Consider the following 25,689-nt stretch of genomic DNA (forward strand, 5'->3'; position numbering starts at 1 on the left):
ACGCGAAGGGGGCGAAAATGTCAGGCTTCGACCTCCACCAGTCGCTTGCCTTCGAACGTACGGACCTCGAAGTGGTCGATGTCATTGCGGTCCATCGCCGCGCCGCCATGGACGTAGAGCGGGTTCTTCGCCGCCGTGACCGGGCTGTCCGGGATGCCGTAACCCCACTTCGGCACAGCCCAGGAGGTCACGACCTCCTCCTCGCCGGTCTTGGAGACGGCGATCAGGTTGCACTTCAGCGGACCCTTGACGTTCTTCAGTTCGAGAACGGTGTGGGTGCCCCAGCCCTTCTTCTCCAGGCCGACGGTCGCGCTGACCTTGGTCGTCGCGTCCGTCGCCCTGACCTTCTCGTCCATGTGGTTGAAGAAGGCGTCCTCTGCGGGACTGGTGGGGTGCGGGTCCGCGCCGGCCACGGGATTCTTCGTGTCGTCCGACGTGGCGACGACCGCGACGGCGGGACCGCCGATGATCAGCGCCGCGGCGGCCGCGACCATGTACATCCCGCGCCGGCGCTTGGCCGCCCGCTTGGCGGCGACCTCGTCGAGCAGTCCGCCGAGCAGCTGCGGGCTGGGTGCGGTGGGCACCACCGGAACGGGCCGCTGCTGCGGGAAGCCCGCTCCCGGCATGGCATGCAGGCCGCGCATGTTCAGCACGTTCGGCTGCTGGACCGGTGAAGGGGCTTCCGCCAGCATGGCCAGCATCGGCTCCATCCCGGAGAACTCCTCGAGGTGGGTGGCGCAGATGTCGCAGCCTGCCAGATGCGCCTCGAAGGCGGAGGCGTCCGCGTCGTCCAGGATGCCGAGCACATACGCGCCGACGGCGTCGTGTACGGATTCCTGCTCGTACATGGTCATGCCGTGACCCCCCTCTCCTCCAGAGCGAGCTTCATGGAACGCAGTGCGTAGAACACCCGGGAGCGCACCGTTCCGCTGGGTATGCCGAGCGTCTCGGCCGCCTCATTGACCGTACGTCCCTTGAAATACGTCTCGACAAGGACTTCCCTGTGGGCAGGCGTCAAATCATCGAGTGCATCTGAGAGCGTCATCAGCCACAACGCCTTGTCGATCTCGTCCTCCGCGGGCATGACCTCCAGCGGCGACGGATCGACCTCCTGCGGCCGGGCCTGCCGGCTGCGGTGACCGTCGATGACGATGCGGCGTGCCACCGTCACCAGCCAGGGTCGGACAGAGCCGGTCGCTCGGTTGAGCTGACCGGCGTTCTTCCAGGCACGGATGAGCGTCTCCTGTACGACGTCCTCGGCACGCTGGCGATCGCCGGCGACGAGGCGCAGTACATAGGCGAGCAATGGTCCCGCATGTTCGCGATACAGCGCGCGCATGAGTTCCTCGTCAGGTGCTGAGGAGTCGATGCGTGGCTTCTCGCTTCGATGGCGGGCCCTTTGCGGACGGTCATCGGCCACGGCCGCATCCTTGCGCACCTGAACCTCCCGGTCGAGACCCTGATTTCGGCTGACTGCTTCTCCCCCATCACTACGGGGACGGCAGACGCATCACTCAACGCCCGGGAGAAAACTTTCAAGATCTTTTACGAGGGGTCCCGGAACGGTCCCCGGCCGGGTCCCGGCACGGCTCCAGACGGGTCCCGGCAAGGTCCCCGGCCGGGTCCCGGCACGGTTCCAGACCGGCCTCAGGCCCTGGCCACCGCGGCCCGGCGACGGTGTCTGGCGACCCGCTCGCGGTTCCCGCAGACCTCGCTGGAGCACCAGCGGCGCCGCCGTCCCCGCGAGGTGTCCAGATAGACGCGGCGGCAGTTGTCGCCCTCGCACTGCCGCAGCCGGGCGCGGGCCACCGGGTCGGTGAGCAGCTCCACGGCGTCGCGGGCGATCGCGGCGAGCAGTGCGGCGCACTCGGGTGCGGCGCTCAGCGCCCGTACGAGAGAGCCGTCGCCGGTCCGTACGGCCCTGATCCCGGGCGGCGGTCCGGCCGCGAGGACATTGACGCGCTCCAGGGCGGGCTCGGCGTACTGGTCGTCGATCTCGGCCCGCACCAGCCGGCCCAGACAGTCCCGCAGCTCGATGAAGCGGGCAGCCCACTGGCCGTCGACGGCCGGCAGCGGTGTGCCGGCGGGCACCAGGCCCGCCCCCACCAGCCACTGGCCGAGGCGGCCGGCTTCCGCCAGCGGTTCTCCCGCGTCGGGGGCCGACCCCGAGGTCGCCACCAGGTCCAGGCAGATCCGTCCGGAGTCGAACCGCCAGTCGTACGAGCCCATGCCCGCCGTCATGCGCCTGTCACCGCCTCGGTCGGAGGGTGCCGGTGGGAGCTGTCCCTCTCAGAGTGCCCGTCCCGGGGCGCCGCCGGAACCCCTCCTCAACCTGCGTGCGGCGGGCGGGAGGACTGGAACGGGGCAGGGGGCAAGCGTGATACTGCGTCAGGCGTCGGCGTACTTCGTGTCGGCCGCCGGGTCCAGGGCCAGCCGGTAGCCCCGCTTGACGACGGTCTGGATCAGCTTGGGCGCGCCCAGCGCCGTACGCAGCCGGGCCATCGCCGTCTCGACGGCGTGCTCGTCGCGGCCCGAGCCCGGCAGCGCCCGCAGCAGATCGGAGCGGGAAACCACCCAGCCGGGCCGCCGGGACAGAGCGCGCAGCAGGGCCATTCCGGCGGGCGGCACGGGCCGCAGATCGTCGTCGACCAGGACCGCGTGGCCCCGGATCTCCATGCGGCGGCCCGCGACCGGGAGCGTGCGGGCGCGGGAGGGCAGCTCAAGGCCGAGCACCTGGACGAGCGGGCCGAGCCGGAAGCGCTCGGGCTGCACCGTGGAGACTCCCTCGGCCTGCAGCGGCAGCGCGGTGACCGGCCCCACGCAGGCCGCCAGTACATCGTGGTCCAGGGCGCGCAGCAGCTCGGGCAGCTGACCACGGGTCTCGGCGCGGGAGAGCAGCGACGCGGCGGCCGGTGCGCTGGTGAAGCTGAGGGCGTCCAGGGCGCGGGCGACGGTCGCGTCGAGCAGCCGGTCGAGGGGGTCGAGGTTCTCCGGCGCCATCCACCGGTAGACCGGTACGACGACGACATCGGCGCCCCCGGCCCGTAGCGACTCGACGAACCCGGGGAGCGGCTCGCCGTGCAGCTGGAGCGCGATCCGGCGGCCCCCGACCCCCTCCCCCAGCAGCCGGTCGAGCACCTCGGCCATGGACTCGGAGGCCGGGGACCACTCCTCGGTGAGCCCGGCGGCACGGACCGCGCCCCGCACCTTCGGCCCGCGCGCCAGCAGTTCCACGCCGCGCAGCCGGGCCAGCAGCTCCTCCCCGCACCCCCAGCCGTCGGCGGCCTCCACCCAGCCGCGGAAGCCGATCGCGGTGGTGGCGACCACGACATCGGGCGCGTGGTCGATCAGCTCCTTGGTGGCGGCGAGGAGTTCGGCATCGTCGGCGAGCGGAACGATACGCAGGGCGGGGGCGTGGATGACGGCGGCGCCGCGCCTGCGGAGCAGCGCGCCGAGCTCGTCGGCACGCCGGGCGGCGGTCACGCCGACGGTGAATCCCGCGAGCGGCCCGTGCTGTTGATTGCGCATCTGGTCGTCCCTACTCTGACCCACCGGTCCGGTGTACGGACGGGGCGACCGAGCCTGCCAACGGTGCGTGACGGGCCCGGTTCTCCTGGATTTCCCCCGTGTTACACCTCCGCGTAGCTGAGCTGCGGCTTCGCCTCCGCAACCGGCTGCACGGCGGTGGCGGTCCGGCGAAGGTATACCGCCCATGTCACGGCGAAACAGGCCGCGTAGAAGGCGAGGAAGGCGACGAACGCCGATGTGCCGGTGCCCGCGGTGAGGAAGGACTGGCGGAAGGCGAGGTTGATGCCGAGCCCGCCGAGCGCACCCACCGCGCCGATCAGCCCCATGGACGCACCGGACAGCCGCCGCCCGTACGCGGCCGCCGCCTCGCCGCTCATGCCCTTCGCGACCGCCTTCGCGTGGAAGATGCCGGGGATCATCTTGTACGTGGAGCCGTTGCCGACCCCGGTCAGCACGAAGAGCACGATGAACGCGGTGGTGAAGAGCGCCAGCGACTTCTCCACGGAGGCGAGTACGACGACCCCCGTGGCCACGCCCATGCCGAGGAAGTTCCACAGGGTGATGCGCGCGCCGCCGAAGCGGTCGGCGAGCCGGCCGCCGACCGGCCGGATCAGCGAGCCGAGCAGCGGCCCGATGAAGGTGATGGACGCGGCCTGCAGCGGCGTACGCCCGAACTGCGTCTGCAGGACCAGGCCGAAGGCGAAGCTGTAGCCGATGAACGACCCGAAGGTGCCGATGTAGAGGAAGGACATGATCCAGGTGTGCGGATCGCGTACGGCGTCCTTCGCCGCCCCGGTGTCATTCTTGACCGGGGCGAGATTGTCCATGAAGAGGGCGGCGCAGATCGCGGAGAGGGCGATGAAGGGGAGGTAGATCCCGAGCAGCACGCGCGGTCCGCCGGCCGCGCCGATGACCGCGAGCCCGGCCAGCTGCACGACGGGCACCCCGATGTTGCCGCCGCCCGCGTTCAGCCCGAGCGCCCAGCCCTTCTTCCGCAGCGGGAAGAAGGAGTTGATGTTGGTCATGGAGGAAGCGAAGTTCCCGCCGCCCACGCCGGTGAGCATCGCGACCAGCATGAAGGTGGTGTACGAGGTCCCGGGCTCCATCACCACGAAGGCGGCGGCCGTCGGCAGGATGAGCATCGACGCGGCGACGATGGTCCAGTTGCGGCCGCCGAATCGGGCGACGGCGAAGGTGTACGGGACCCGGATGAAGGCCCCGACCAGCGTGGCCATGGCCACCAGGAAGAACTTCCCGGCGGGGTCGATCCCGTACTCGGGTCCCATGAACAGGACCAGGACGGACCACAGGGTCCAGATCGAGAACCCGATATGTTCGGAAAGGATGGAGAAGACCAGATTGCGCCGGGCGATGCTCTCCCCTCGCGCCTCCCAGAACGCCTCGTCCTCCGGGTCCCACTGTTCGATCCACCGGCTTGCCATCACGCGCCTCCACGGTTCTCGGGTCGTGGAAGGGACGCTATGAACGGCGCGTTTCAGCCCCGGTGGCGTGAGGTGACCGGTGCGAAACCTTGCTCTCACCAGGTGGCCGGGGCCTGTGTGAGCCCCGCTAAGCGGTGTCGGGGATGTCCGGGTGGGTGAAGGTGGGGGTACCTCCCGTGCCCGCAGGGCTACGGGGGAGGGTCGAGGGCCGAGTCTGGCAAGGCGGAGGAAGGAGTCCACGCGGAGCGTCGGCGACTGACGACAACGCAGCCAGGCGACAGCCATCGGCCCGCGACGCCGCCCGGACTTCCCCGGGGCCGCTTAGGTCCTGTCCGGCCACAGGCGCGGGCCGCGCCCGGCCGCGAAGTCCTCGGCCCAGCCGAACAGCAGGATACACAGCGCGATCAGCGCCCAGGCGAGCAGAAGCTCCGGGACCCAGCTCTCCAGCAGCCAGGGCACACTCTCGCCCAGTACGTCGATGCTCCACATCCGGTCCCAGAGCGACGCGGCGGCGAAGATGCAGATGTTGTGCCAGAGATAGACCGTCACCGCACGGGAGTTGAGCAGCGTGACCACGCGGTCCCAGCGGCGCAGCCGGGGCGGCAGGCTGTCCCACGAGGGGCTGACGTGCAGCAGCAGAAGCACGGCCCCGAACGACCAGAGCGCCTGCGCCGTCGGGATGCTGTCCAGTTCGCTGTCCGCGGAGAAGTTGTGCCGCGCCGCCCACCACAGGCCGGCCAGCATCACGGCCGGCGCAAGGGACGGCACGGCGTAGCGGGGCAGCCGGCTCAGGATGCCCTCCTGGCGGGCCATCCCGAGAATCCAGCACGCGCCGAAGGTGGAGAAGTCGGTGAGCGCGGAGTCGATCCGGCCGGGCAGTGCCAGATAGCCGAAGCTCAGAACGGCCGAGAGGGCGAGCGGGGCGAGCAGCGTCGGCCACGGGAGTCTGCGCAGACAGCGCAGAAGCAGCGGCGACAGCAGTACGTACCAGAGGTAGGCACGCAGATACCAGAGCGGCTCGGCGAGGTCCGCGGCCCACTCGGCGCCCAGGAATGGCGGGTCGCTCAGCGGCAGGATCCACAAGAGCGCGGACAGGCCCGGACGCCAGCCGGCCACGACCATGGCGGTGCCGCCGACCGCGCCCAGGATCCACAGCGGGGGCAGCAGACGCCGTACGCGGCCGCGGATGACCTGGAGCGCGGGGCGCTTGAGGGAGCGGGCCATCAGGGCACCTGCGAGCGCGAACATCACCCCCATGGAGGGGAAGAGCAGCGGCAGCCAGGCCCAGCCCACCAGGTGGTAGAGGACGACCCGGAAGAGGGCGAGGGCCCGCAGCAGATCGAAGTAGTGGTCGCGGCCCGGGAGCTGGGGGACGGTGGGGGCCGCCGGCGCTTCGGCGGTACGGGGGATCACGCGACCGGCCTCCGGTCCTCGGCGCTCCGGGGGCTCGGCAGGCCGGGCGCCGCCACCGTTCCCGTACGCCGCAGCTTCTGCCAGCGCAGCCGGCCGCCGGTCAGCGCGGTGATCCAGGACTGCAGCAGCACGACGTACATCAGCTGCCGGTACAGGATCTGCTGAAGAGGCAGCGAGATCAGATGCACCATGCGCTCGCGGTCGAGCCGGAAGGCGTACGCGGCGCAGACGGCCTGGATCGCGAGGACTCCGAGCCATGCGGCGATCGTCTTCTCGGTGGGGCCGAAGACCAGTCCGTACAGCAGGAAGACGTCGATCAGCGGGGCCAGCAGCGGCGCAAGCACCATGAACAGCGAGACCAGCGGCAGGCCGACCCGGCCGAAGCGGCCCGAGGGGCCCCTTTCCACCAGCGCGCGGCGGTGCTTCCAGATCGCCTGCATCGTGCCGTACGACCAGCGGTAGCGCTGCGACCAGAGCTGCTGCACGCTCTCCGGGGCCTCGGTCCAGGCGCGGGCCCGCTCGGCGTAGACGACGCGCCAGCCGTCGCGGTGCATGGCCATGGTGATGTCGGTGTCCTCGGCGAGGGTGTCCTCGCTCATGCCGCCGACCCGTTCCAGGGCCTGGCGGCGGAAGGCGCCGACCGCGCCGGGGATGGTGGGCATGCAGCGCAGAAGGTCGTACATCCGGCGGTCGAGGTTGAAGCCCATGACGTACTCGATGTGCTGCCAGGCCCCGATCAGGCTGTCGCGGTTGCCGACCTTGGCGTTGCCCGCGACCGCGCCGACGCGCATGTCGCCGAAGGGCTGGACCAGTTCGCGCACGGTCGACGGCTCGAAGACGGTGTCGCCGTCCATCATCACGACGATCTCGTGGCGGGCGTGCCGGATGCCGTTGTTGAGGGCGGCGGGCTTGCCAGAGTTGGGCTGCCGTACGACACGGACGCCGGGCTGCCCGAGCGCGTCGACGAGGTCCGCGGTGCCGTCCGTGGAGCCGTCGTCGATGACGATGACCTCGATGGGGTGGTCGCTCGCCATCAGCGAACGGACCGTATTGGCGATGCATTCGCGTTCGTTGTACGCGGGGACCAGCACGGACACCGGTTCCGTGATGGGCGGGCCCCAGCTGAAGCCGGGCCTGCGCACCTTGCGGGCGTGCGCGAAGGAGAGCAGCAGCATCAGCCCGAAGCGCGCGAAGACCAGCACACCGATCGCGGCGAGAGCGACGACCAGGACGTCGGTGGTGTGCTCGGAGACGGACACGGCGGCGACGAAGGCCCTTCCCTGCCACAGCTCGGATCCGGTGACCGGGGTGTGGGCGCTGGGGGCGCCGAGCGCCTCGGTGAGGTTCGCGAAGCGGTAGCCCCTGGCCTTCATCTGCGGCAGGAAGCGCTCCAGAGCCGCGACGGTCTGGGAACGGTCGCCGCCGGAGTCGTGCATCAGCACGATCGAGCCCTCGGTGCCCGTGGGCGTCGCGCGCTTGATGATCGCGTCGACGCCGGGGCGCTTCCAGTCCTCGGAGTCGGTGTTGTTGAAGGCGGTGATGTAGCCGCGGCTGCCGATGTACTGCGTGACCGGCCAGGTCCTGTTGTCCAGGGCGCCTGAGAAGGAGGAGTACGGCGGGCGGAAGAGCGAGGTGCGGATACCGGCCGCACCCGCGATGGCCAGCTGGCTGGACGAGAGCTCCCAGTCGATGCGGGAGGTGGACCGGAAGGAGAGGTCGGGGTGGTTGAAGGTGTGCAGACCGATCTCGTGCCCCTCCCGCACCATCCGCTCCACCAGGTCCGGGTGGCGGGAGGCCATGGCGCCTGTGACGAAGAACACGCCGTGCGCCTTGTACCGCTTCAGCGCATCGAGGACCTTCGGCGTCCAGAGGGGGTCAGGGCCGTCGTCGAAGGTCAGCACGAGCTGGTGGTCGGGGATGCTCAGCGCCTTGGGAGCGGCCTGGTCGCGCACGTCGATGACAGGACCGCCCGCCAGGATCTCCGCCGGGACCTGGCCGGTGGGCGCCGGTGGGCGTACGCGGTGGTCGGCGAGGACCTCGCTGTGTACATAGCCGCGCAGCATGAGCATGGCGAAGAGCGCGACCAGAAAGAGCACGGGCAGCAGATGACGCATGGGCAGTCTGCGGCGGACGACGCGCGCGAGCCCCTGCCGCTGTCGCCGCTGTTGTCCCCGTTGTTGTCCCTGTCGCCGTACCGCCCGCTGCCGCGAGGCCCTGCTGCTGGACACGGCCTAGACCGTGCCTTCTTGCAGGGGTGGCTCGGAGGGGGAGCCGCTGGGGCCGGGATCGGAAGGCACAGGAGCGGGGGGAGAGCCCTCCGGCGCGGGTCCGGGTCCGAGGTCGCTCGCGCCACGGCCCGGCGAGGGGGAGGCCACGGGCCCGCCCGGCTCCGGAAGGCCGCCACCGGAGGGCTGGGGGGACAGGAAGGCAGAGGCGCCGGGGCCGGGACTGCCCGGCAGCCCGGCCGGAGCACCGCCCGCAACGCCCCTGGAAGCGCCACCCGACGGCTGCGGCAGCAGGGCGCCGGTGGAGTAGGTGGGGGCCGGGGCGCCGGGGGTGACCACCGCGGATGCGCGGTCGCTCGGGGCGGGCTGGATCTCGACCTTGTCGGTCCGCTCCCCGCCGGGCCGGCCGATGCCGGGGAGCCAGGGCGCGCTGGAACTGCCGCCGAGGAGGGCCGCGACCAGAGCCACGGCGTAGCAGGCACAGACGATGGCGAGGACCCAGCCGAGGCGGCGTAACTTCTTGCTCCGGCGACCGCTCTCGTCGACGAACACGGGCCCGTCGGAGCCCTCCTGCGAGGTCGGGCCGGGAGGCAGATCCCCTACTTCCCGGCCAAGTCCGTCCAGTTGGAAGGTCACTTCGTTCGGCTCATGCGAATGACCGATACGGGAATCTTCTCGCCAATTGTCCACCGCTGCGCACACATCCCCACTGGCTGAATTTCGGGCACGCGTACGACTGACCGGTTTTCGTCGGATTGGATCCCCACCCCACCCGAGCGTCCCTGACTCACCGCGACCGGACCCAGAATGTAGCGCACACCGGTGGCTCTCGTGACCATGTGTCAGTTGTTGTCACACATGGTCGACTTGTCACATTCGGGCAACCAGCAGGAAGGGTCGTGTTCCAGCCACCCCTCACGCCCGGCAAGTTCGTCGGCCGCTGCTCGAAGCGCGTCAACGCCGGGATGACACACGCCTTTGCGCCACACGAGCGAGAGCGGTGACAGCGGTACGGGATCGACGATCGGGCGCAGCACGGTGTCCGGCATGGCCGGAAAGTCGACCACCGCCAGAACCGGGTTACGCCACTTGGCCATCACTCGGCGGAACTCCTCGACGCCCACGGCCATGGGCGCGGACGCCGCGACGGCGATCCCCCGTCCGGCGAAGAGCCGCCGCGCCAGATCCGTCCACTCCAGGGTCCCCGGATTGCCGGCCCCGGCGTACACGGTCTCGCCCGCGAGCGCGTCCAGCGGGATCCGCGAACGCGCTGCGAGAGGGTGGTCGACCGGCAGCAGCACGGCCATCGGCTCGTACCGCACGGGCTGGTGGGACAGCAGCGCCCGTACGCCGGGTTCGAGGCCGGCGAAACGCCCGAAGGAGACATCGAGCCGCCCCGCGATGATCTCGGCGGCGGCGCCTGTCAGCCCGCTCTCGAAGCGGGCCATCAGCTCACACTCCGGGGCGAGTTCGCGCGCCCGCGCCAGGACGCGGCCGGATGCCATGCCTTCGCTGTTGAGGTCGACGAGGAGCGGCCGCGCCGACCCCGATGCGGCGGCCAGCAGCTCGTCCTGGGCCTGCAACACCCCGCGCGCGTACGGCAGCAGCCGCTCGCCGTCACCCGTGAGTGTCACCTGCCGGGTGGTCCGTACGAACAGCTCGACGCCCAGCTCCCGCTCCAGGCGCCGGATATCGCGGCTGAGGGCCTGCTGCGCGACATACAGCGCGGCGGCGGCACGGGTGAAGTGCAGCTCGTCGGCGACGGCGGTGAAGGCGCGGAGGAGGCGGGGGTCGAGGTCTCGGGGCACGGGGCGAATTTACAACGAGGGTGTGTCAATGGGGTCTGAGCAGGTGTTGGACGGTGTGCGCCGCGCACGGGGAGGGTGGCCGCATGCCGCAATCCGACGCCCCGCAGGCGCCTTCCGCCGACGCCTGCGACGGGCCTGTTCCCCTGCCCGCCCCTTCCCGAACCGGGGGCGGAGCCCCCGCGCGGGGTCCGGGGCAGGGCCCCGGCGGTGGACGCTCGCCCTACCGACGGCTCTTCGAGCCGAAGGGCGCCGCAGCCTTCACCGCCGGCAACCTCCTCGCCCGCCTCCCCATGGGCATGTTCAGCGTCAGCGCCGTCATCATGATCGCCGGATCCCGCGGCTCCTACGCCCTCGCCGGAGCCGTCACCGCCACCGGTCTCGCCGTCACCGCGCTGGTCGCGCCGTGGACCGCGCGGCTCGTGGACCGGCACGGGCAGGCCCGCATCGCCGTGCCCGCCGCCGCCCTCGCCGCGCTCGGCTCGCTCGCCCTGCTGCTGTGCGTACACCTCGGTGCGCCCGACTGGACCCTCTTCGCCGCGTACGCCGCGACCGCCACCACACCCAACACCGGCGGCATGTCCCGCGCCCGCTGGGCCCATCTCCACCAGGGCGACGCGGCCGCGCAGCACACCGCGAACGCCTTCGAGCAGGCCGCGGATGAGCTGTGCTTCATGCTCGGCCCGGTGCTCGCGGCGTTCCTGTGCTCCGCGTTCTTCCCCGAGGCGGGCACCCTGACCGGCGTGGTCCTGCTGCTCACCGGCGTGCTGATCTTCGCGGCCCAGCGGTCGACGGAGCCGCCGGTGGCCGCGCACCCGACGCGGGCCCGCTCCCCGCTCCGTACGGCCGGGATGGTGCCACTGCTCGCCGTCTTCCTCGCCACGGGCGCGGTCTTCGGCGCGCTGGAGGTCACCACGCTCGCGTATCTGGACGGCCCTGCGGCGGGAGGTCTGCTCGCGCTGCAGGCCGCAGGATCGTGCGTGGCGGGCCTGCTGTACGGATCGGTGCGCCCGGCCCGCAGCGTGCCGGGCAGGCTGACGGGCTGCCTCGCCGCGATGACCGCGCTGATGACGCTGCCGCTGCTCGCCTCCCGTACGGGCTCGGCCACCGTGCTCGCCGCGGCACTGCTGTTCGCGGGCGCGGCGACCGCCCCGACCATGGTCACCGGCATGACCCTGATCCAGCGGCTGACCCCGCGGGACAGCCTGAACGAGGGCATGACGCTCGCTGTCACCGCGATCCTCGGCGGCATCGCGGCCGGCTCGGCCACCAGCGGCCGGCTGGTGGAGGAGGCGGGCGCGGCCGCCGGATACGCGCTGCCGGTCGCCGCCGCGGCCCTGGCGCTGCTGCTGTCGCCGGCGGCCCGCCGGGGAACCCGCCCGGGGAGCCGGTCCGTCCGGCCCTGAGCTGAGCGCACGCGGGTGAGCACATGCGGGTGAGCGCACGACGAAGGCCCGGCTGTCGTAACAGCCGGGCCTTCGTCTCAACATGGGAATTGTGGAGATGGCGGGAATCGAACCCGCGTCCAACGGTGCAGAATCAGGGCTTCTCCGAGCGCAGTTCGCTGCGATTTTCTCAGCCCCGGAGATCACGCGAACAAGTCTCCGACGGGCTCAGTCACTGTTTGGTTTCCCTCTAAGCCCCGTGACCGGGCTTAGAGGTTTAGTCCCCTAGCTGATGCCAGGATCCGGGTCGGGAACAGCCCCGGGCTGACACCCGAAGGCCTTCGCTAGCTGCTAATTAGGCAGCGAGCGCGAAGGCGCGGGAATCGCTCTTGGAAGTGGCGATTATTGGTTGCGACATATGGTTAACGAGATCATTGCCGCTTCCTCGGCTCGCTTCCCCTGCTTCGACATCCGCTGTCGAAACCGATCATCCCCATGTTCATTTTTCAAGGTGGTGCACACCCCGTGAGGTGCAGCTGCCATCGTACGTGACCAACGCCCGACGGTGCCAGCCTATTCCCCCGCGCCCACCGCTCAGGCCCGCTCGCGCCGCTTCGCCGCCGAGATCACGCGGTCCGTCTCCCGCCGGTCCTGCTTCTCCCGCAGCGTCTGCCGCTTGTCGTACTCCTTCTTGCCCTTCGCCAGCGCGATCTCGACCTTGGCCCGGCCGTCCTTGAAGTACAGCGCCAGCGGCACGATCGTGTGCCCGGTCTCCTGGGTCTTCGACTCGAGCTTGTCGATCTCGGCCCGGTGCATCAGCAGTTTCCGCTTGCGCCGCGCGCTGTGGTTGGTCCACGTCCCCTGGGTGTACTCGGGCACATGCACGTTGTGCAGCCACGCCTCGTGATTGTCGATCTGGACGAAGCCGTCCACGAGCGAGGCCCGCCCCTGGCGCAGCGACTTCACCTCGGTACCCGTCAGCACGAGACCGCACTCGTAGGTGTCGAGGATGTGGTAGTCGTGCCGCGCCTTCTTGTTCTGCGCGATCAGCTTGCGCCCTGTTTCCTTAGCCATAGTCCGATCATTTTCGCACTACACCGCAACCTTTTTACGATGTGCCCCCGAGGCCACTCAGCACCGTCCGGGCCCGTTCCTCGGCACGCTCGCTCGCGGCGAGGTCCGGTGTGATGCCCCGGCCGTCGACGCTGTGGCCCGCCGGAGTGCGGTAGTGGCCCACGGTCAGCTCGGCGACGGAGCCGTCCGGAAGGCGGCTGGGCATCTGCACCGAGCCCTTGCCGAAGGTGCGCGAACCGACGGTGATCGCCCGCCCGCGGTCCTGCAGCGCCCCGGTGACCAGCTCGGCGGCGCTCATCGTGCCGCCGTCGACGAGCGCGACCACGGGTCTGTCGGTGTCACCGCCGGGTGTCGCGTACAGGGCCCGCTGCTCGCCCCTTATGTCGTACGTGGCGACCAGGCCGCCGTCCAGGAAGGCGGAGGCGGCGGTGACGGCCTCGGCGACCAGGCCGCCGGCGTTGCCGCGCAGATCGAGCAGGACGCCGGCGCCCGCGGGGGCGTCCCGGACCGCGTCCCGGACCTGAGCGCCCGAGCCCTTGGTGAACGAGGCGACCTTGATCATGACGGCGCCGTCGTCGAGGTTACGGACGATGACCGCCTCGGTGGCCAGCGTGGCCCGCAGCAGGGTCTCGGCCCATTTCCGGCCGTCTCGCTCCAGCCCCAGGACGACCTTCGTACGGTCGTCGCCACGCAGCAGCGCCACGACCTCGGTGACCGGACGCTTGTCGATCCGCAGGCCGTCGATCGTCCCGAGCCGGTCGCCTGCCCGGATGCCCGCCTTGTCGGCGGGGCCGCCGGGCTGGACCCTGGCCACTTCCACGTGCCCGTCGCCGTCGCGCCTGGCCCCCAGGCCCACGCCCGTGTACTCGCCGTCGAGGGACTGCTCGAACTCCTCGTACTCGGCCTTGTCGTACACCGCGCCCCAGCGGTCCCCGCTGCGGCTGACGACCTCCTCGGCCGCCTTCGTACCGGACTTGCCGTCCGCCATCGCCTCGGCGGCGGCGCGGGCGACGACCTCGCGGTCGACGGTCGCGGCAGCGGCGCGGGCGGAGAGGGGGCGGGGCGCGTTCTCGTCGTCGCGCGGCAGACCGTTGGTGGCGGCCGCGGTGGCGAGAACGCTTGCGAATACCAATGTCAGGGCCGCCCCGCGGCGGATGCGGCGGGGCCGAGGGCAGAACTCCGGGCCCGGCATGGCTGCCACTCTAGGACAAGCCAAGGGCGCCGTACGGCGGTTGGCCGTACGACGCCCTTGGCCCTTGTCACACCTTGAGGTACTTGCGCAAAGCGATGAAAGCGGCCACAGCGGGCATCAGCAGCCCGATCGCGATCACCAGTGGCAGCTTGGTGACCACCGCGTCCCAGCCGATGAAGTTGATCAGCTGCATCTTCTCGGAGAGCGCCAGACCATGGTCGATCAGGAAGTATCTGCCCACCAGCAGCATGGCGGAGGCGACCAGACCGCCCAGCAGACCGGCGAAGGCGGCCTCCATGATGAACGGCATCTGGATGTAGAAGCTGGATGCTCCCACAAGCCGCATGATGCCCGTCTCACGACGGCGGCTGAACGCCGAAACGCGCACGGTGTTGACGATCAGCATCAGCGCAATCAGCAGCATCAGCGCCATCACGAAGAGCGCGGCGATATTCATGCCGTTCATGAGGGAGAAGAGATTCTCCAGGATGTTGCGCTGGTCCTGGACGGACTGCACCCCGTCCCGGCCGGCGAAGGCGGTCGCGACCACCTTGTACTTCTCCGGGTCCTCCAGCTTGACGCGGAACGACTCCTGCATCTGGTCCGGCGTGATGGTGGTGGCGATGGGGGTGTCGCCGTACTGCTCCCGGTAGTGCTTGTACGCCTCTTCGGCCGTCTCGAGGTGGACGGTGTCGACCACGTCCATCTTCTTGAGATCGCTGTCGATCTGCTTCTTCTGCAGCGCGGTGACGGCGCCCTTGGCGCACTTGGAGGTCGCCGACGGGGTCGCCGCGTCGTTCTTGTTGCAGAGGAAGATCGAGACGTTGACCTTGTCGTACCAGAAGTCCTTCATCGTGCTGACCTGCTCGCGCATGAGCAGCGCACCGCCGAACAGGGCGAGTGAGAGGGCTACGGAAACGATGACGGCGAAGGTCATCGTGAGATTGCGGCGGAGACCGACGCCGATCTCCGACAGTACGAACTGGGCGCGCATAGCGAGTCCTTCAGCCTTTCAGTCGTGTCGCTCTACGTGCTCAGTGCTGGTAGCCGTAGACGCCGCGTGCCTGGTCGCGTACGAGACGGCCCTTCTCGAGCTCGATGACGCGCTTGCGCATCTGGTCGACGATGTTCTGGTCGTGGGTCGCCATGATCACGGTGGTGCCGGTCCGGTTGATCCGGTCCAGCAGCTTCATGATGCCCACGGAGGTCTGCGGGTCGAGGTTTCCGGTCGGCTCGTCCGCGATCAGCAGCATGGGGCGGTTGACGAAGGCCCGCGCGATCGCGACGCGCTGCTGCTCACCGCCGGAGAGCTCACCGGGCATCCGGTCCTCCTTGCCGCCGAGGCCGACGAGGTCGAGGACCTGGGGCACGGCCTTGCGGATCTCACCGCGCGGCTTGCCGATGACCTCCTGCGCGAACGCCACGTTCTCGGCGACGGTCTTGTTGGGGAGGAGGCGGAAGTCCTGGAAGACCGTGCCGAGCTGGCGGCGCATCTGCGGCACCTTCCAGTTCGACAGCCTGGCCAGGTCCTTGCCGAGGACGTGGACCAGACCCTGACTGGCACGCTCTTCGCGCAGAACCAGCCGCAGGAAGGTCGACTTGCCGGAACCGGACGAGCCGACGAGGAAGACGAACTCCCCCTTGGCGATGTCGAGTGAGACGTCGCGCAGGGCTGGGCGGCTCTGCTTGGGGTAGATCTTGGAGACGTTGTCGAATCGGATCACGGGTGCACCACGGTCGGCCGGGAGTAGGTGTGCGTGACCTTACGCGAAGCCGGATGGGGCGCGCAGTCGGCGTCACGAGATGCCCATTTTGTCCGTTCGCGTAACGGGTCAATCCGGCGGGGCGCGCCGAAACGCACGAGAGCTGGCACAGTGGTAGGGGAACAGTTGCGTTTCCCTGAGCGTTGTCGGGAGAGAACTGTGCTTACGGTCCGCGCCGACATTGCTGGCGCGCGTGAGGAGGAGAGCGCATGACCTACGACCGATTGGTGTGCGCCAACTGCGCGGCCCCGGTGAACGAGGGCCGCTGCCCGGTATGCCGGGCGAACCGCGAGCGGCTGCAGCAGGAGGGCCCCCTCGGCGGCCTGAGCCCGGTGGCGCTGCTGACTCTGCTGGTGGTGCTGGTTGCGGCGGTGGCGCTGCTGGCCGCGCACCAGACCGCGTAGACGCACGGAGCACGCAAAGACGTAAAGGAGGGCCCGGGGTGCTGTAGCGCACCCCGGGCCCTTCTCTGTATGTACTGCGTGTGCTGGGTCGCTCAGGCGATGGTGCGCCCGCCGCCGACGAGACGCGGGAGCATGCGGAAGCCGATGCCACCGGCGATCATCGTCGCGGCACCGATCAGCAGGAACGTGGTCTCGGCGGCGCCGGTCTCCGCCAGCTCCTCCTTGGCCTCGCCCTGCTCGACCGGCTTGGAGCCGGCGCTGTCGGTGTCGGTTCCAGTGCCACCGTCAGTGGTCGTGCCACCGTCAGCGGTCCCACCGGTCGTGGTGCCACCAGCGGTGGTCCCGCCGTCGGCCGAGCCACCGGTGGTGCCGGGGTCACCGGTGGTGGCACCGGTCGTGCCGGGGTCACCGGTGGTGGCACCGGTCGTACCCGGGTCACCCGTGGTGGCACCGGTCGTGCCGGGGTCACCCGTGGTGGCACCCGTCGTACCCGGGTCACCCGTGGTGGCACCGGTCGTGCCGGGGTCACCCGTGGTCGCACCCGTCGTACCCGGGTCACCCGTGGTGGCACCGGTCGTGCCAGGGTCACCCGTGGTCGCACCCGTCGTACCCGGGTCACCAGTCGTGGCACCGGTCGTGCCGGGGTCACCCGTGGTCGCACCCGACGTACCCGGGTCACCCGTCGTGCCGCTGATGACACCGCCCGGGCCACCGGAGCCGCCCTCGGTGGCACCCTCGGTGTCACCCTCGCCTTCGTTGATACCGATACCGGCATCGAGGCCGTGCTCGTTCGCCTTGGCCGACGCCTTGACAGGACCGAGCTCGAGGTCGACACCAACGGCCTGAGCGGCGCCCGCGGCGGTCAGCGACGCACCGGCGGCGATCACCGAGCCGGCAGCTATTCGCGCGACGCGGATCCGCGTCTTCTTCATCATCTGGCTGCTACCCCCAGTAGCTATCTAGTCAATGGAGCAGCGTCCGGGGCAACTGCCGTGGGGGGTGTTCTCGTTCGGCCCCCGTAACTCATGCGCCCCAGTAGATACGCATGCCGCGCGTCAGCTTTCCCAAGATTCGCAAGGGCGTCAAGGTCGTTGCGCGTGCGATGTCCGGTATCAGGGCAGTTGACTGACCTGCGAGGATGCAACTGTGACATAAAAGGGAACTGCCGCCCCTGGGGCGGCAGTTCCCTTGTCGACAAAGCGCTTCGCTACTTCTCCTGCTGCTTGCGCCAGCGAATTCCGGCCTCCAGGAAGCCGTCGATCTCACCGTCAAGTACGGCCTGCGGATTGCCCACTTCGAACTCCGTACGGAGGTCCTTGACCATCTGGTACGGGTGCAGGACGTACGAACGCATCTGGTTGCCCCAGGAGCTGCCCCCGTCCTTGAGCGCGTCCATCCTGGCCTGCTCCTCCTGGCGTCGCCGCTCGAGCAACTTGGCCTGGAGGACGTTCATCGCGCTCGCCTTGTTCTGGATCTGCGAGCGCTCGTTCTGACAGGAGACGACGATGCCGGTCGGGATGTGCGTCAACCGCACGGCGGAGTCAGTGGTGTTGACGCCCTGACCGCCGGGGCCGGAGGCGCGGTACACGTCGACGCGCAGCTCGGACTCGTCGATCTCGACGTGATCGGTCTTCTCGACGACCGGCAGCACCTCGACGCCCGCGAACGACGTCTGACGGCGGCCCTGATTGTCGAACGGCGAGATACGCACCAGGCGGTGCGTGCCCTGCTCGACGGAGAGCGTGCCGTATGCGTAGGGGGCCTTGACCACGAAGGTGGTCGACTTGATGCCGGCCTCTTCCGCGTACGAGGTCTCGTAGACCTCGGTCGGGTAGCCGTGGCGCTCGGCCCAGCGCAGATACATGCGCTGCAGGCGCTCGGCGAAGTCGGAGGCGTCGACGCCGCCGGCCTCGGCGCGGATGTTGACCAGCGCCTCGCGTTCGGCGTACTCGCCGGAGAGGAGCGTACGGACTTCCATCTCGTCCAGCGCCTTGCGGACGGCGATGAGCTCGGACTCGGCCTCGGCGAGCGCGTCCGCGTCACCCTCGTCCTCGGCGAGCTCGAACATCACGCTCAGGTCGTCGATCCGCCCGCGGAGCGCCTCCGTCTTGCGGAGCTCGGCCTGGAGGTGCGAGAGCTTGCTGGTGATCTTCTGGGCCGCGTCCGGGTCGTCCCACAGGGACGGGGCTGCGGCCTGCTCCTCGAGCACAGCGATGTCTGCCCTCATCTTCTCGAGGTCCAGGACGGCCTCGATCGACCCCATGGTCGAGGAGAGGGACTTCAGCTCTTCGGATACATCGACGACTGCCACGGGTCCAGCGTAACGGCTGGGCGCGACACCCCGACCCCACAGGGCCTGCGGTCCTTTCCTAGGGCTCGGAGGGCGCCGACTGCTTGGAGTCCTGTGGGGGCGCTTCCGTGTCGCCGTCGCTCGTCGCCAGCCAGCCGCCGACGCCCACCGCCGCGGCCACGACCAGCGCCGCGACTCCCAGCGTGATGCGGCGCTTACGGACCGCGTCCGCCTTGTGACGGGCCGAGCCGGGGCGGCGCTGGCCCGGGGTGCGGGGGGCGCGGGCCGTACCGCGGGCGCCGCCCGCCAGCTCGTCCGGGGCCGGGACGCGCATCGAGGTGTGGGTGTCGCGGTTGGAGTCCGCGGGCGTCGCGCCGGGGACGAGGGGGACCGCTCCGCGGCGGCGGGGCTCGTCCCGGGCGGCCGGGGCGGCGTCCTCGTACGGCTCCGGGGCGGGCTCGACATCGGGCTCGTCGACGTCCAGCGGCGGCATGCCCGCGATCAGCGGGAGCAGGTCGTGGAGGCGGGTGGCCAGTTCGGAGGCGCGGAGCCGGGAGGCGGGGGCCTTGGCCAGGCACTGGACGATGAGCTGCCACAGCTCGTCGGGGATGCCCGGGAGGGGGACCACGGTCTCGGTGACGTGGCGGCGCAGTACGGCGCCGGGGTGGCCGCCGCCGAAGGGTGTGAAGCCCGCGAGGAGCTCGTACAGGACGGTGGCGAGGGCGTAGATGTCGACCGCGGCCCGGGGTGGCAGGCCCTCGACGATCTCGGGGGCGATGTAGTCGGGGGTGCCGATGATGCCCGACGGGGTCGGCGGGTTCTGCGGGTTCGCACCGGCGGGGCGCAGTGCCTTGGTGCGGCGCGGGGTGTCGATCAGCTTGGCGACGCCGAAGTCGGTGAGCAGCGCGGGGTGGGAGCCGGCCGGACCGAGCGGGCCCTCCATGTCGAGCAGGATGTTCTCGGGCTTGACGTCGCGGTGGACGACGCCGGCGGCGTGCGCCGCGGCGAGGCCGTCGGCGACGTCCGCGATGATCGCGACGGCCGCTTCGGGGGCGAGGCGGCGCTCGCGGTCGAGGCGGGTGCGCAGATCCGTGCCGCGGACGAGGTCCATGACGAGCGCGAGGTCGTTGCCGTCGACGACGAGGTCGCGGACGCCGACGACCTTGGGGTGGTCGAGTCCGAGCAGGGCCGTGCGCTCCTGGACGAAGCGTCCGACGAGCTCCTGGTCGGATGCCAGGTCCTCGCGCAACAGCTTGATGGCGACGGGCCCTTCGGGTCCCTCGCCGAGCCACACCGTGCCGGCGCTGCCCCGCCCCAGGATCTGGTGGGCCGTGTAGCGGCTGCCGATATTCCGTGCCAAGACTGCTCCCTCAGCGGCTGGCGTTGCCCGCTGTGTCCACCCGGGGGACAACCCCGGACCCCCGGCCCGAAAGGCAGGCCGGACACCGTGGCCGACGGGGACACGCAAGGCGCACCCGAGTAACGTACGCGGGCCTCCGGGGGCTGTGTGCCCCGGATGGCGCCAACCTTCACTTCTGCGAGGGAAATCACCCCGCAGAAGTCGACAAAGCTACAGAGTCGCTACTGCCCGCCGTCCGAGCCGGGGCCGACGTCCGAGCCGGGGCCCGGGCCGGTGTCGCCGGTGGCCGGGTCCGAGTCGCCGAGGCCCGAGACCCAGTTCGACACCTTCGAGATGCCGTCGCCGATCGCGTCCCAGTAGCTCTTGCCCTCCGCGATCCAGCCCTGGAGTGGGGTCAGCTCCCAGACCAGCCAGCCCGCGACGATGATCAGGACCACGCTGACCAGGCAGCCCTTGAGGCAGCCGAGGCCCGGGATCCGCGTCCGGTTGGGGTTGCGCTGACGCGGCTGCCGCGGGGCGGGCTGCTGGGGCGGCGGCTGCTGCGGGGGCGCGTACTGCTGTTGCTGCGGCGGCGGGGCGTACTGCTGTCGCTGCTGCTGGCGCTGCGGCTGCTGCTGGCGCTGGGGCGGGTACGGCTGGGGCTGCTGCGCGTACGGCTGAGGCTGTGGACGCCGATCCTGCGGCTGCTGCTGGCGCTGCGGGCGGCGGCGCAGCGGGTCCTGGCTCGGGTCGAGGTACTGGACCTGCGTCTGCTCGTTGCGGTCGCGGGCCGCCTGCAGCTGGGACTGCCAGGGGTGCGGGTCCTCCGGACGCGGCCCGCCCGGCGGCACGGGCGGCATGACCGCGGTCGGGTCGGCGTTCCCCGTGTTCCCGGCGTTCGCCGCGCTGGTCGGCATGACGCTGGTCGCGCCGTTGGGGTCGTACGAACCGGCGTTGTTCGGCAGCACCTGCGTCGGGTCTGCCGCGCCCGGGGTCGCGGGCACCGGGGCCGGCGAGGGGTCGGGCGCGAGCAGCGCGGCGACCCCGAGTGCGGCCTCGACCTGCGCGGACGAGGAGTGCACGCCGATACCGGCCGCGACCGTGCGCAGCCCGCGGGCGAGGTTCTCGGCGCTGGGCCGCTCGGCGGGCTCCTTGCGCAGACAGCGCTCTATGACCGTCCACAGGGGCTCGGGCACGGTGGTGGGGCGGCGGGGCTCCTCGCTCAGGTGGCGGTGGAGCACTTCGAGCGCGGTGCCGCCCGCGAACGGGGGCCTGCCGGTGACCAGTTCGTACAGCAGGATGCCCGCGCCGTAGATGTCGACGGCGGAGGTCTGCGGGCGGCCCTCGGCGGATTCCGGAGCGACATACGCGGGTGTGCCGACGAACTCGTGCGTACGGGTCAGGCCAGGGGAGTCCGCGAGGCGCGCGATGCCGAAGTCGGTCAGCATCGGGTGCATCTGGCCGTCGGCGTCGGTCTTGAGCAGTACGTTCGCGGGCTTGAGGTCGCGGTGGACGACGCCGTCGGCGTGGCTGGCGGCGAGCGCGTCCGCGATCTGCGCGGTCAGCAGAGAGGCGGCGACCGGGGTGAGCGGGCCGTTCTCGCGAATGTAGCGGTGCAGGTCCGGGCCGTCGATCAGGTCCATGACCAGGGCCAGCAGATCACCCTCGACGACGAGGTCGCGGGTGCGCACGATGTTCGGGTGGGTGAGGCGGAGCAGGACGGAGCGCTCGCGCAGGAAGCGCATCACCACGTCCGCGTCGTTCGCGAGCTCCTCCTTGAGGACCTTGATCGCGACGGTCTCGCCGGGCTGGCCGGCCACGGCCGCCTCGGCGCCCGCGGTCTCCCGCTGACTGGCTCGCCAGACGGTGCCCGTGGCTCCGCGCCCGAGGGGCTCCTCGAGCAGGTACTTGCTGCCTACCGGCCGCACGTCATGCGCTCCCTGCTGGTCGTGGTCCTTGCCTGGTTCCGAGCCACTGTGCCCCGCCCGGGTGTCCGACCCACTTTAGTGCCGCCGAACGGGGCACCGGCCGGGTTGTCTTTCGGCCACCTGCCCAGAGGCGTTCGAAAGAAAGACGCCGACGTCGTACGGATGGTTGCCGAAAGGTTGCCGAACGGCCGTGCCGCGAACGTCACTCACGTTCCGGATCAGATCCCAAGCAGGCATTTTTACGCCCAGAGCCGACCAATCAAGATCACTTACCGGTGGCTCCCGGGCGTGTTGTCAGTGGCAGGTGCGAGGATGCCCCTCAGCACGCAGTCGTGGGGGCGGGAGCCCTGCGTCGTGTGCCGACCTGCCGGGTGGGGGCGATCACAGGCGGCTCCCCTGCCGGGCACCCCGCGCAGAAGGGATTGCTGACGGCGATGCAGATCCGGCTGACCGTTCTCGCGCCGCGCAGCGGGCAGTCCGCGGCCGCGGGCCATGACTCACGCCCGCCGCATGCGCCGTACGCCTTCGCGGGCCGTGCCTGCGACGTGCTGATCACCGCGCCCGCCGGGACGGCGCTGGCCGCCGTGGCCTCCGGCCTGGCAGCGGCCGTCTCAGGACCCGATGTCTCGGGCACCGTCGTGCTGTACGCGGGCCAGGAGCGGCTCGACGCCCAGCGCCGCACCCTCGGCGAGCCGCCGCTGGTGGACGGCGCGGTGCTCTCCCTCCAGTTCCCGGGTGAGGACGAGTCGCCCGGTACGGACGCCTCGGCCCAGCTCCATGTGGTGGCGGGTCCCGACGCGGGCGGCGTCCATCTGCTGCACGGCGGCCAGATCAGGATCGGCCGCTCCGCCGACGCGGACGTACCGCTGGACGACCCGGACGTCTCACGGCTGCACTGCGCGGTCACGGTCGCCGAGGACGGCCGGGTCACGGTGGCGGACCTCGGCTCGACGAACGGCACCACGCTGGACGGCGCGGCGGTGGGCACGCGCCAGGTCCGGCTGCCCGCGGGGGCGCTGCTGCGACTGGGCGAGTCGACACTGCGCTTGACCCCGGGCGAGCGGGCACCCGCGCTCACCACGGCCCCGGACGGCGAGGGCCACCTGCGCGTGACCAGGCCGGACGCGGAGAGGACTGGTGCGGGCGAGCCGGAGTCCGGCGGATCCTCATCCGGTGGGTACGGCCCGGCCGGCGCCGGGCCTGGCGAATACACAGCCCGCGGGCCGGCGTCGGGCGGGTACCGCCCCGACAGCTCAGGACCTGGTGAATACGGCACCGGCGGAACGGCGCCCGGCGGCTCCGGCCCCCGCGGGTCGGCATCCGGCGAGTACGGCCCCGGGACGGCACCCGGCAACTTCCGTCCCGACGCGTCGGCTCCCCGCAGCTCCGCCCCCGGCGAGCACGGCCCCGCGCTCCCCGGTGCCGACCCCCGGGTGCCCACCCAGTACGACCCCATCGCTCCCACCGCCCCCACCGGCGCCGCCCACGGTGCCGCGGGGACCCTGTACACCTACGGCTCCGACATCGGCGACACCACGCACTCCAGGGCGGCCGACGCGACCGACGCGAACGGCACCCAGGGGGGAGCCGGCGGCGCGCTCGAGGCGCACAGCCGTACCGCCTCCGACGGGGCTCCGCGGCAGGGCACCCACGCCCGCGGCATCCGGATGCCCGACGGCGTCACCCGCAGACGCGGTATAGGCGCCTGGGCGCGGCGGCTCGCCGGTGGCCGGGACGAGCCCGCGCCCGAGCTCCCGCCCCGGCCGGGCCGCTGGGTCCCCGCCGCGCCCGCGGTCGAGAGCTGGCCCGATCCGGCCGCGGTGCTGCTCACCGCGCTCGGACCCGGCCCCCGCCTCTGGGAGCGGGGACCGGCGCATCCCGAGTCGCTCGTCCTGCGGCTCGGCACGACCGACCGGGCCGAGCTGCCCTCCGTACCGGTGACCGTCGGCCTGCGCGAGGCCGGTTCGCTCGGGCTCGCCGGGCCCAGGGCACGGCTGGCCGGTCTGGCCCGGTCCGCCGTCGCCCAGCTCGCCGCGCTGCACTCGCCCGTCGACCTGGAGATCGTGCTGATCTCCACGGACCGGACCCGGAGCCTGGAGGAGCGCAGGGGCGAGTGGGCCTGGCTCGGCTGGCTGCCGCATCTGCGGCCCGCGCACGGCCAGGACTGCCGCCTGCTCCTCGCCTACGACCGGGACCAGGCCACTGCCCGCAGCGCCGAGCTGACCCGCCGCCTGGACGACGGACCGCTCGGCCCGGGCTGGCCGAGCGCCGACCGCAGGTCCGTCGCCGATGCGGCCGCGCGGTACGAAGGGGCTCGTACCGTCGTCATCGTGGACGGCGACCCCGGATCCGCCGCGCTGCGCGAGACGACGGCCCGCCTCGCCGGTGCCGGTTCCGCCGCCGGGATCCATCTGATCTGTCTGGCCGAGACCCCGGCCGCCTCGCCCCTCTCGCCGGTGGCCGCGACGTACGAGTCGGCGTGCGCGGCCTCGCTCGCCTTCCGCGAGTGCGGGGCGGTCGCCCTGCTGAGCGGTGATGTGGCGACGGCGCTGCGGCTGATGCGTACGGCGGGCGGGCAGCCCGCCGGGCACGGCAGGGTCGGCGCGGTGGACGCGGTCTCGGCGGCCTGGGCGGAGCGCTTCGGCCGCGCGCTCGCGCCGCTGCGCGCCGAGGGCGGGAGCACGCACCCCGGCCGGGCCACGGCGCTGCCCCGGTCCGCGCGGCTCCTCGACGAGCTGGGTCTGGCCCGCGCCACCCCCGCATCGCTGATGGCGCGCTGGGCATCGGCGGGCGACGGCACCGCGGTGCTCGGCGCGGGCCCGCGCGGCCCGCTCGCCGTCGATCTGACCGAGGAGGGCCCGCATCTGCTGATCGAGGGCCCGGCGGGCAGCGGCCGTACGGAGCTGCTGCGCTCCGTCGCGGCCTCGCTGGCCGCCGCCGGCCGCCCGGACCGGCTCGGTCTGCTGCTGGTGGACGGCGCCGGCGGCGAGCGCGGCGAAGGCCTGGCCTGCTGCACCGAACTCCCGCATGTCACCGAGCACTTGGCCGCCTGGGACCCGGTCCGTATGCGGGCCTTCGCGCAGGCGCTGGGGGCCGAGCTGAAGCGGCGGTCCGAGCTGCTGGGCAGCGTGGGCTTCGCCGAGTGGCACACGCAGCGCGAGGCGGCGGACCGGATGGTGGGCCAGCGGCCGCCGAGCGCCGCCGAGCAGCGCGGCGACCTGGACTCGCCCTCCAGCGGCACGCTCCGGCTGCGCCCCGGAGCCCGTACGAAGGCGGAGGGGCCGCCCCCGCTGCCCCGGCTCGTGCTGCTGGTCGACGACTTCGACGCGCTGGTCGCCCCGGCCCTCGGCAGCACCGGGCGGCCCGCGGCCGGTTCCGTCGTACGGGCCCTGGAGGCCGTGGCGCGGGACGGCGAGCGGCTCGGCGTACATCTGGTGGCGACGTCCGCCCGTCCGGACCGTACGGCCGACACGGAGCTGGCGAACGGCGCGCGGCTGCGCATCGTGCTGGACGCCCCGCCCGCCTCGCCGGGGCCTGAGGACCCTGCCCCCGGGCGGGGCCGGCTCGGGCATCCGGACGGCCGGGTGACACCGTTCCAGAGCGGCCGGGTGACGGGGCGCATTCCGCGTACGGCGACCTTGCGTCCCACTGTGGTGCCGCTCGAGTGGGAGCGGATGGGCGATCCGCCGACCCGCAGGCCCGTTCGTGAACTGGGCAATGGGCCAACGGACTTGGCGCTTCTGGCCAGTGCCCTGGAGCGAGCTGCGCGATCAGTGGACGCGGCTCCGGTGCCACCGCTGACCCCAGCCCGTCCCTGACCGACGGCACAGTCGCATGGTTTGACATGACATCACGTCACAAGGCCATCACGAAAGGCTCGTTGACACCTGGCGCGGTATTG

At 71.5% G+C, this 25,689-nt stretch carries 20 protein-coding genes and 1 other RNA gene; 3 read left to right on the top strand and 18 right to left on the bottom strand.

Going from position 1 to position 25,689, the window contains the following annotated elements; all coding sequences use genetic code 11:
• Positions 1-20 precede the first annotated feature (20 nt).
• The 9 genes from SLUN_RS15185 to SLUN_RS15225 form a co-directional block, all read right to left on the bottom strand.
• The gene (locus SLUN_RS15185; protein WP_108148994.1) at positions 21-854 is read right to left on the bottom strand and encodes an anti-sigma factor family protein; all 834 of its coding nucleotides are present in this window, start codon (positions 852-854) and stop codon (positions 21-23) included.
• Positions 851-1,438, bottom strand: coding sequence for a sigma-70 family RNA polymerase sigma factor (locus SLUN_RS15190; RefSeq protein ID WP_108148995.1), 588 nt, complete (start codon positions 1,436-1,438; stop codon positions 851-853). Before SLUN_RS15190 ends, SLUN_RS15185 begins: the two co-directional genes overlap by 4 nt.
• A 209-nt stretch (positions 1,439-1,647) precedes the next feature.
• A complete protein-coding gene (locus tag SLUN_RS15195) occupies positions 1,648-2,241 on the bottom strand; it encodes a CGNR zinc finger domain-containing protein (protein ID WP_108148996.1) in 594 nt (197 codons plus the stop codon).
• Positions 2,242-2,388: 147 nt separating this feature from the next.
• Positions 2,389-3,528 carry a uroporphyrinogen-III synthase gene (locus SLUN_RS15200; RefSeq protein WP_108148997.1) on the bottom strand — a complete coding sequence of 380 codons (1,140 nt, stop codon included), beginning with the start codon at positions 3,526-3,528 and terminating at the stop codon, positions 2,389-2,391.
• 101 nt (positions 3,529-3,629) lie between these two features.
• Positions 3,630-4,970: a nitrate/nitrite transporter gene (locus tag SLUN_RS15205; protein ID WP_108148998.1), complete on the bottom strand. Its 1,341-nt coding sequence runs from the start codon at positions 4,968-4,970 to the stop codon at positions 3,630-3,632.
• A gap of 321 nt (positions 4,971-5,291) precedes the next feature.
• Entirely contained in the window at positions 5,292-6,380 is a 1,089-nt protein-coding gene (locus SLUN_RS15210) for an acyltransferase family protein (protein WP_371413912.1), read from the bottom strand.
• The gene (locus tag SLUN_RS15215; protein WP_108149000.1) at positions 6,380-8,497 is read right to left on the bottom strand and encodes a bifunctional polysaccharide deacetylase/glycosyltransferase family 2 protein; all 2,118 of its coding nucleotides are present in this window, start codon (positions 8,495-8,497) and stop codon (positions 6,380-6,382) included. The genes SLUN_RS15210 and SLUN_RS15215 overlap by 1 nt, the downstream gene beginning before the upstream one ends.
• A gap of 117 nt (positions 8,498-8,614) precedes the next feature.
• Positions 8,615-9,244: a hypothetical protein gene (locus SLUN_RS15220; protein WP_257153733.1), complete on the bottom strand. Its 630-nt coding sequence runs from the start codon at positions 9,242-9,244 to the stop codon at positions 8,615-8,617.
• 206 nt (positions 9,245-9,450) lie between these two features.
• Positions 9,451-10,416, bottom strand: a complete 966-nt coding sequence (locus SLUN_RS15225; RefSeq protein ID WP_108149002.1) for a LysR family transcriptional regulator — start codon at positions 10,414-10,416, stop codon at positions 9,451-9,453.
• A gap of 83 nt (positions 10,417-10,499) precedes the next feature.
• On the opposite strand from SLUN_RS15225, the gene SLUN_RS15230 reads away from it, so the two are divergent.
• Complete coding sequence (locus SLUN_RS15230) at positions 10,500-11,819, top strand: MFS transporter (protein WP_254710315.1); 1,320 nt, start codon at positions 10,500-10,502, stop codon at positions 11,817-11,819.
• Between the two features lie 89 nt (positions 11,820-11,908).
• Here SLUN_RS15230 and ssrA read toward each other — a convergent pair.
• From ssrA to ftsE, 5 genes are all read right to left on the bottom strand, one after another.
• Positions 11,909-12,293, bottom strand: a transfer-messenger RNA (tmRNA) gene (ssrA, locus tag SLUN_RS15235).
• A gap of 99 nt (positions 12,294-12,392) precedes the next feature.
• Complete coding sequence (smpB, locus tag SLUN_RS15240; RefSeq protein ID WP_108149004.1) at positions 12,393-12,872, bottom strand: SsrA-binding protein SmpB; 480 nt, start codon at positions 12,870-12,872, stop codon at positions 12,393-12,395.
• Between the two features lie 34 nt (positions 12,873-12,906).
• Complete coding sequence (locus SLUN_RS15245; protein ID WP_108149005.1) at positions 12,907-14,064, bottom strand: S41 family peptidase; 1,158 nt, start codon at positions 14,062-14,064, stop codon at positions 12,907-12,909.
• Positions 14,065-14,131: 67 nt separating this feature from the next.
• Positions 14,132-15,058: a permease-like cell division protein FtsX gene (gene ftsX / locus SLUN_RS15250; protein WP_108149006.1), complete on the bottom strand. Its 927-nt coding sequence runs from the start codon at positions 15,056-15,058 to the stop codon at positions 14,132-14,134.
• Positions 15,059-15,098: 40 nt separating this feature from the next.
• Complete coding sequence (gene ftsE / locus SLUN_RS15255; protein WP_108149007.1) at positions 15,099-15,788, bottom strand: cell division ATP-binding protein FtsE; 690 nt, start codon at positions 15,786-15,788, stop codon at positions 15,099-15,101.
• A 248-nt stretch (positions 15,789-16,036) separates the two neighbouring features.
• Between ftsE and SLUN_RS15260 the strand changes: the two genes are divergently transcribed.
• Entirely contained in the window at positions 16,037-16,231 is a 195-nt protein-coding gene (locus SLUN_RS15260; protein WP_108149008.1) for a hypothetical protein, read from the top strand.
• 92 nt (positions 16,232-16,323) lie between these two features.
• On the opposite strand, the gene SLUN_RS15265 is transcribed toward SLUN_RS15260, so the two are convergent.
• From SLUN_RS15265 to SLUN_RS15280, 4 genes are all read right to left on the bottom strand, one after another.
• Positions 16,324-17,166 (bottom strand): hypothetical protein, encoded by an 843-nt coding sequence (locus SLUN_RS15265; RefSeq protein ID WP_108149009.1) that lies wholly within the window; start codon positions 17,164-17,166, stop codon positions 16,324-16,326.
• A 272-nt stretch (positions 17,167-17,438) separates the two neighbouring features.
• A complete protein-coding gene (gene prfB / locus SLUN_RS15270; protein ID WP_108149010.1) occupies positions 17,439-18,542 on the bottom strand; it encodes a peptide chain release factor 2 in 1,104 nt (367 codons plus the stop codon).
• 58 nt (positions 18,543-18,600) lie between these two features.
• Positions 18,601-19,881: a serine/threonine-protein kinase gene (locus SLUN_RS15275; RefSeq protein ID WP_108149011.1), complete on the bottom strand. Its 1,281-nt coding sequence runs from the start codon at positions 19,879-19,881 to the stop codon at positions 18,601-18,603.
• 221 nt (positions 19,882-20,102) lie between these two features.
• On the bottom strand, positions 20,103-21,788 hold the full coding sequence (locus SLUN_RS15280) for a serine/threonine-protein kinase (RefSeq protein ID WP_108149012.1): 1,686 nt from the start codon (positions 21,786-21,788) through the stop codon (positions 20,103-20,105).
• Between the two features lie 434 nt (positions 21,789-22,222).
• On the opposite strand from SLUN_RS15280, the gene SLUN_RS15285 reads away from it, so the two are divergent.
• The gene (locus SLUN_RS15285) at positions 22,223-25,606 is read left to right on the top strand and encodes an FHA domain-containing protein (RefSeq protein WP_108149013.1); all 3,384 of its coding nucleotides are present in this window, start codon (positions 22,223-22,225) and stop codon (positions 25,604-25,606) included.
• Positions 25,607-25,689 lie beyond the last annotated feature (83 nt).

The sequence above is a fragment of the Streptomyces lunaelactis genome (assembly GCF_003054555.1).
In the GTDB taxonomy this organism is placed as follows: domain Bacteria; phylum Actinomycetota; class Actinomycetes; order Streptomycetales; family Streptomycetaceae; genus Streptomyces; species Streptomyces lunaelactis.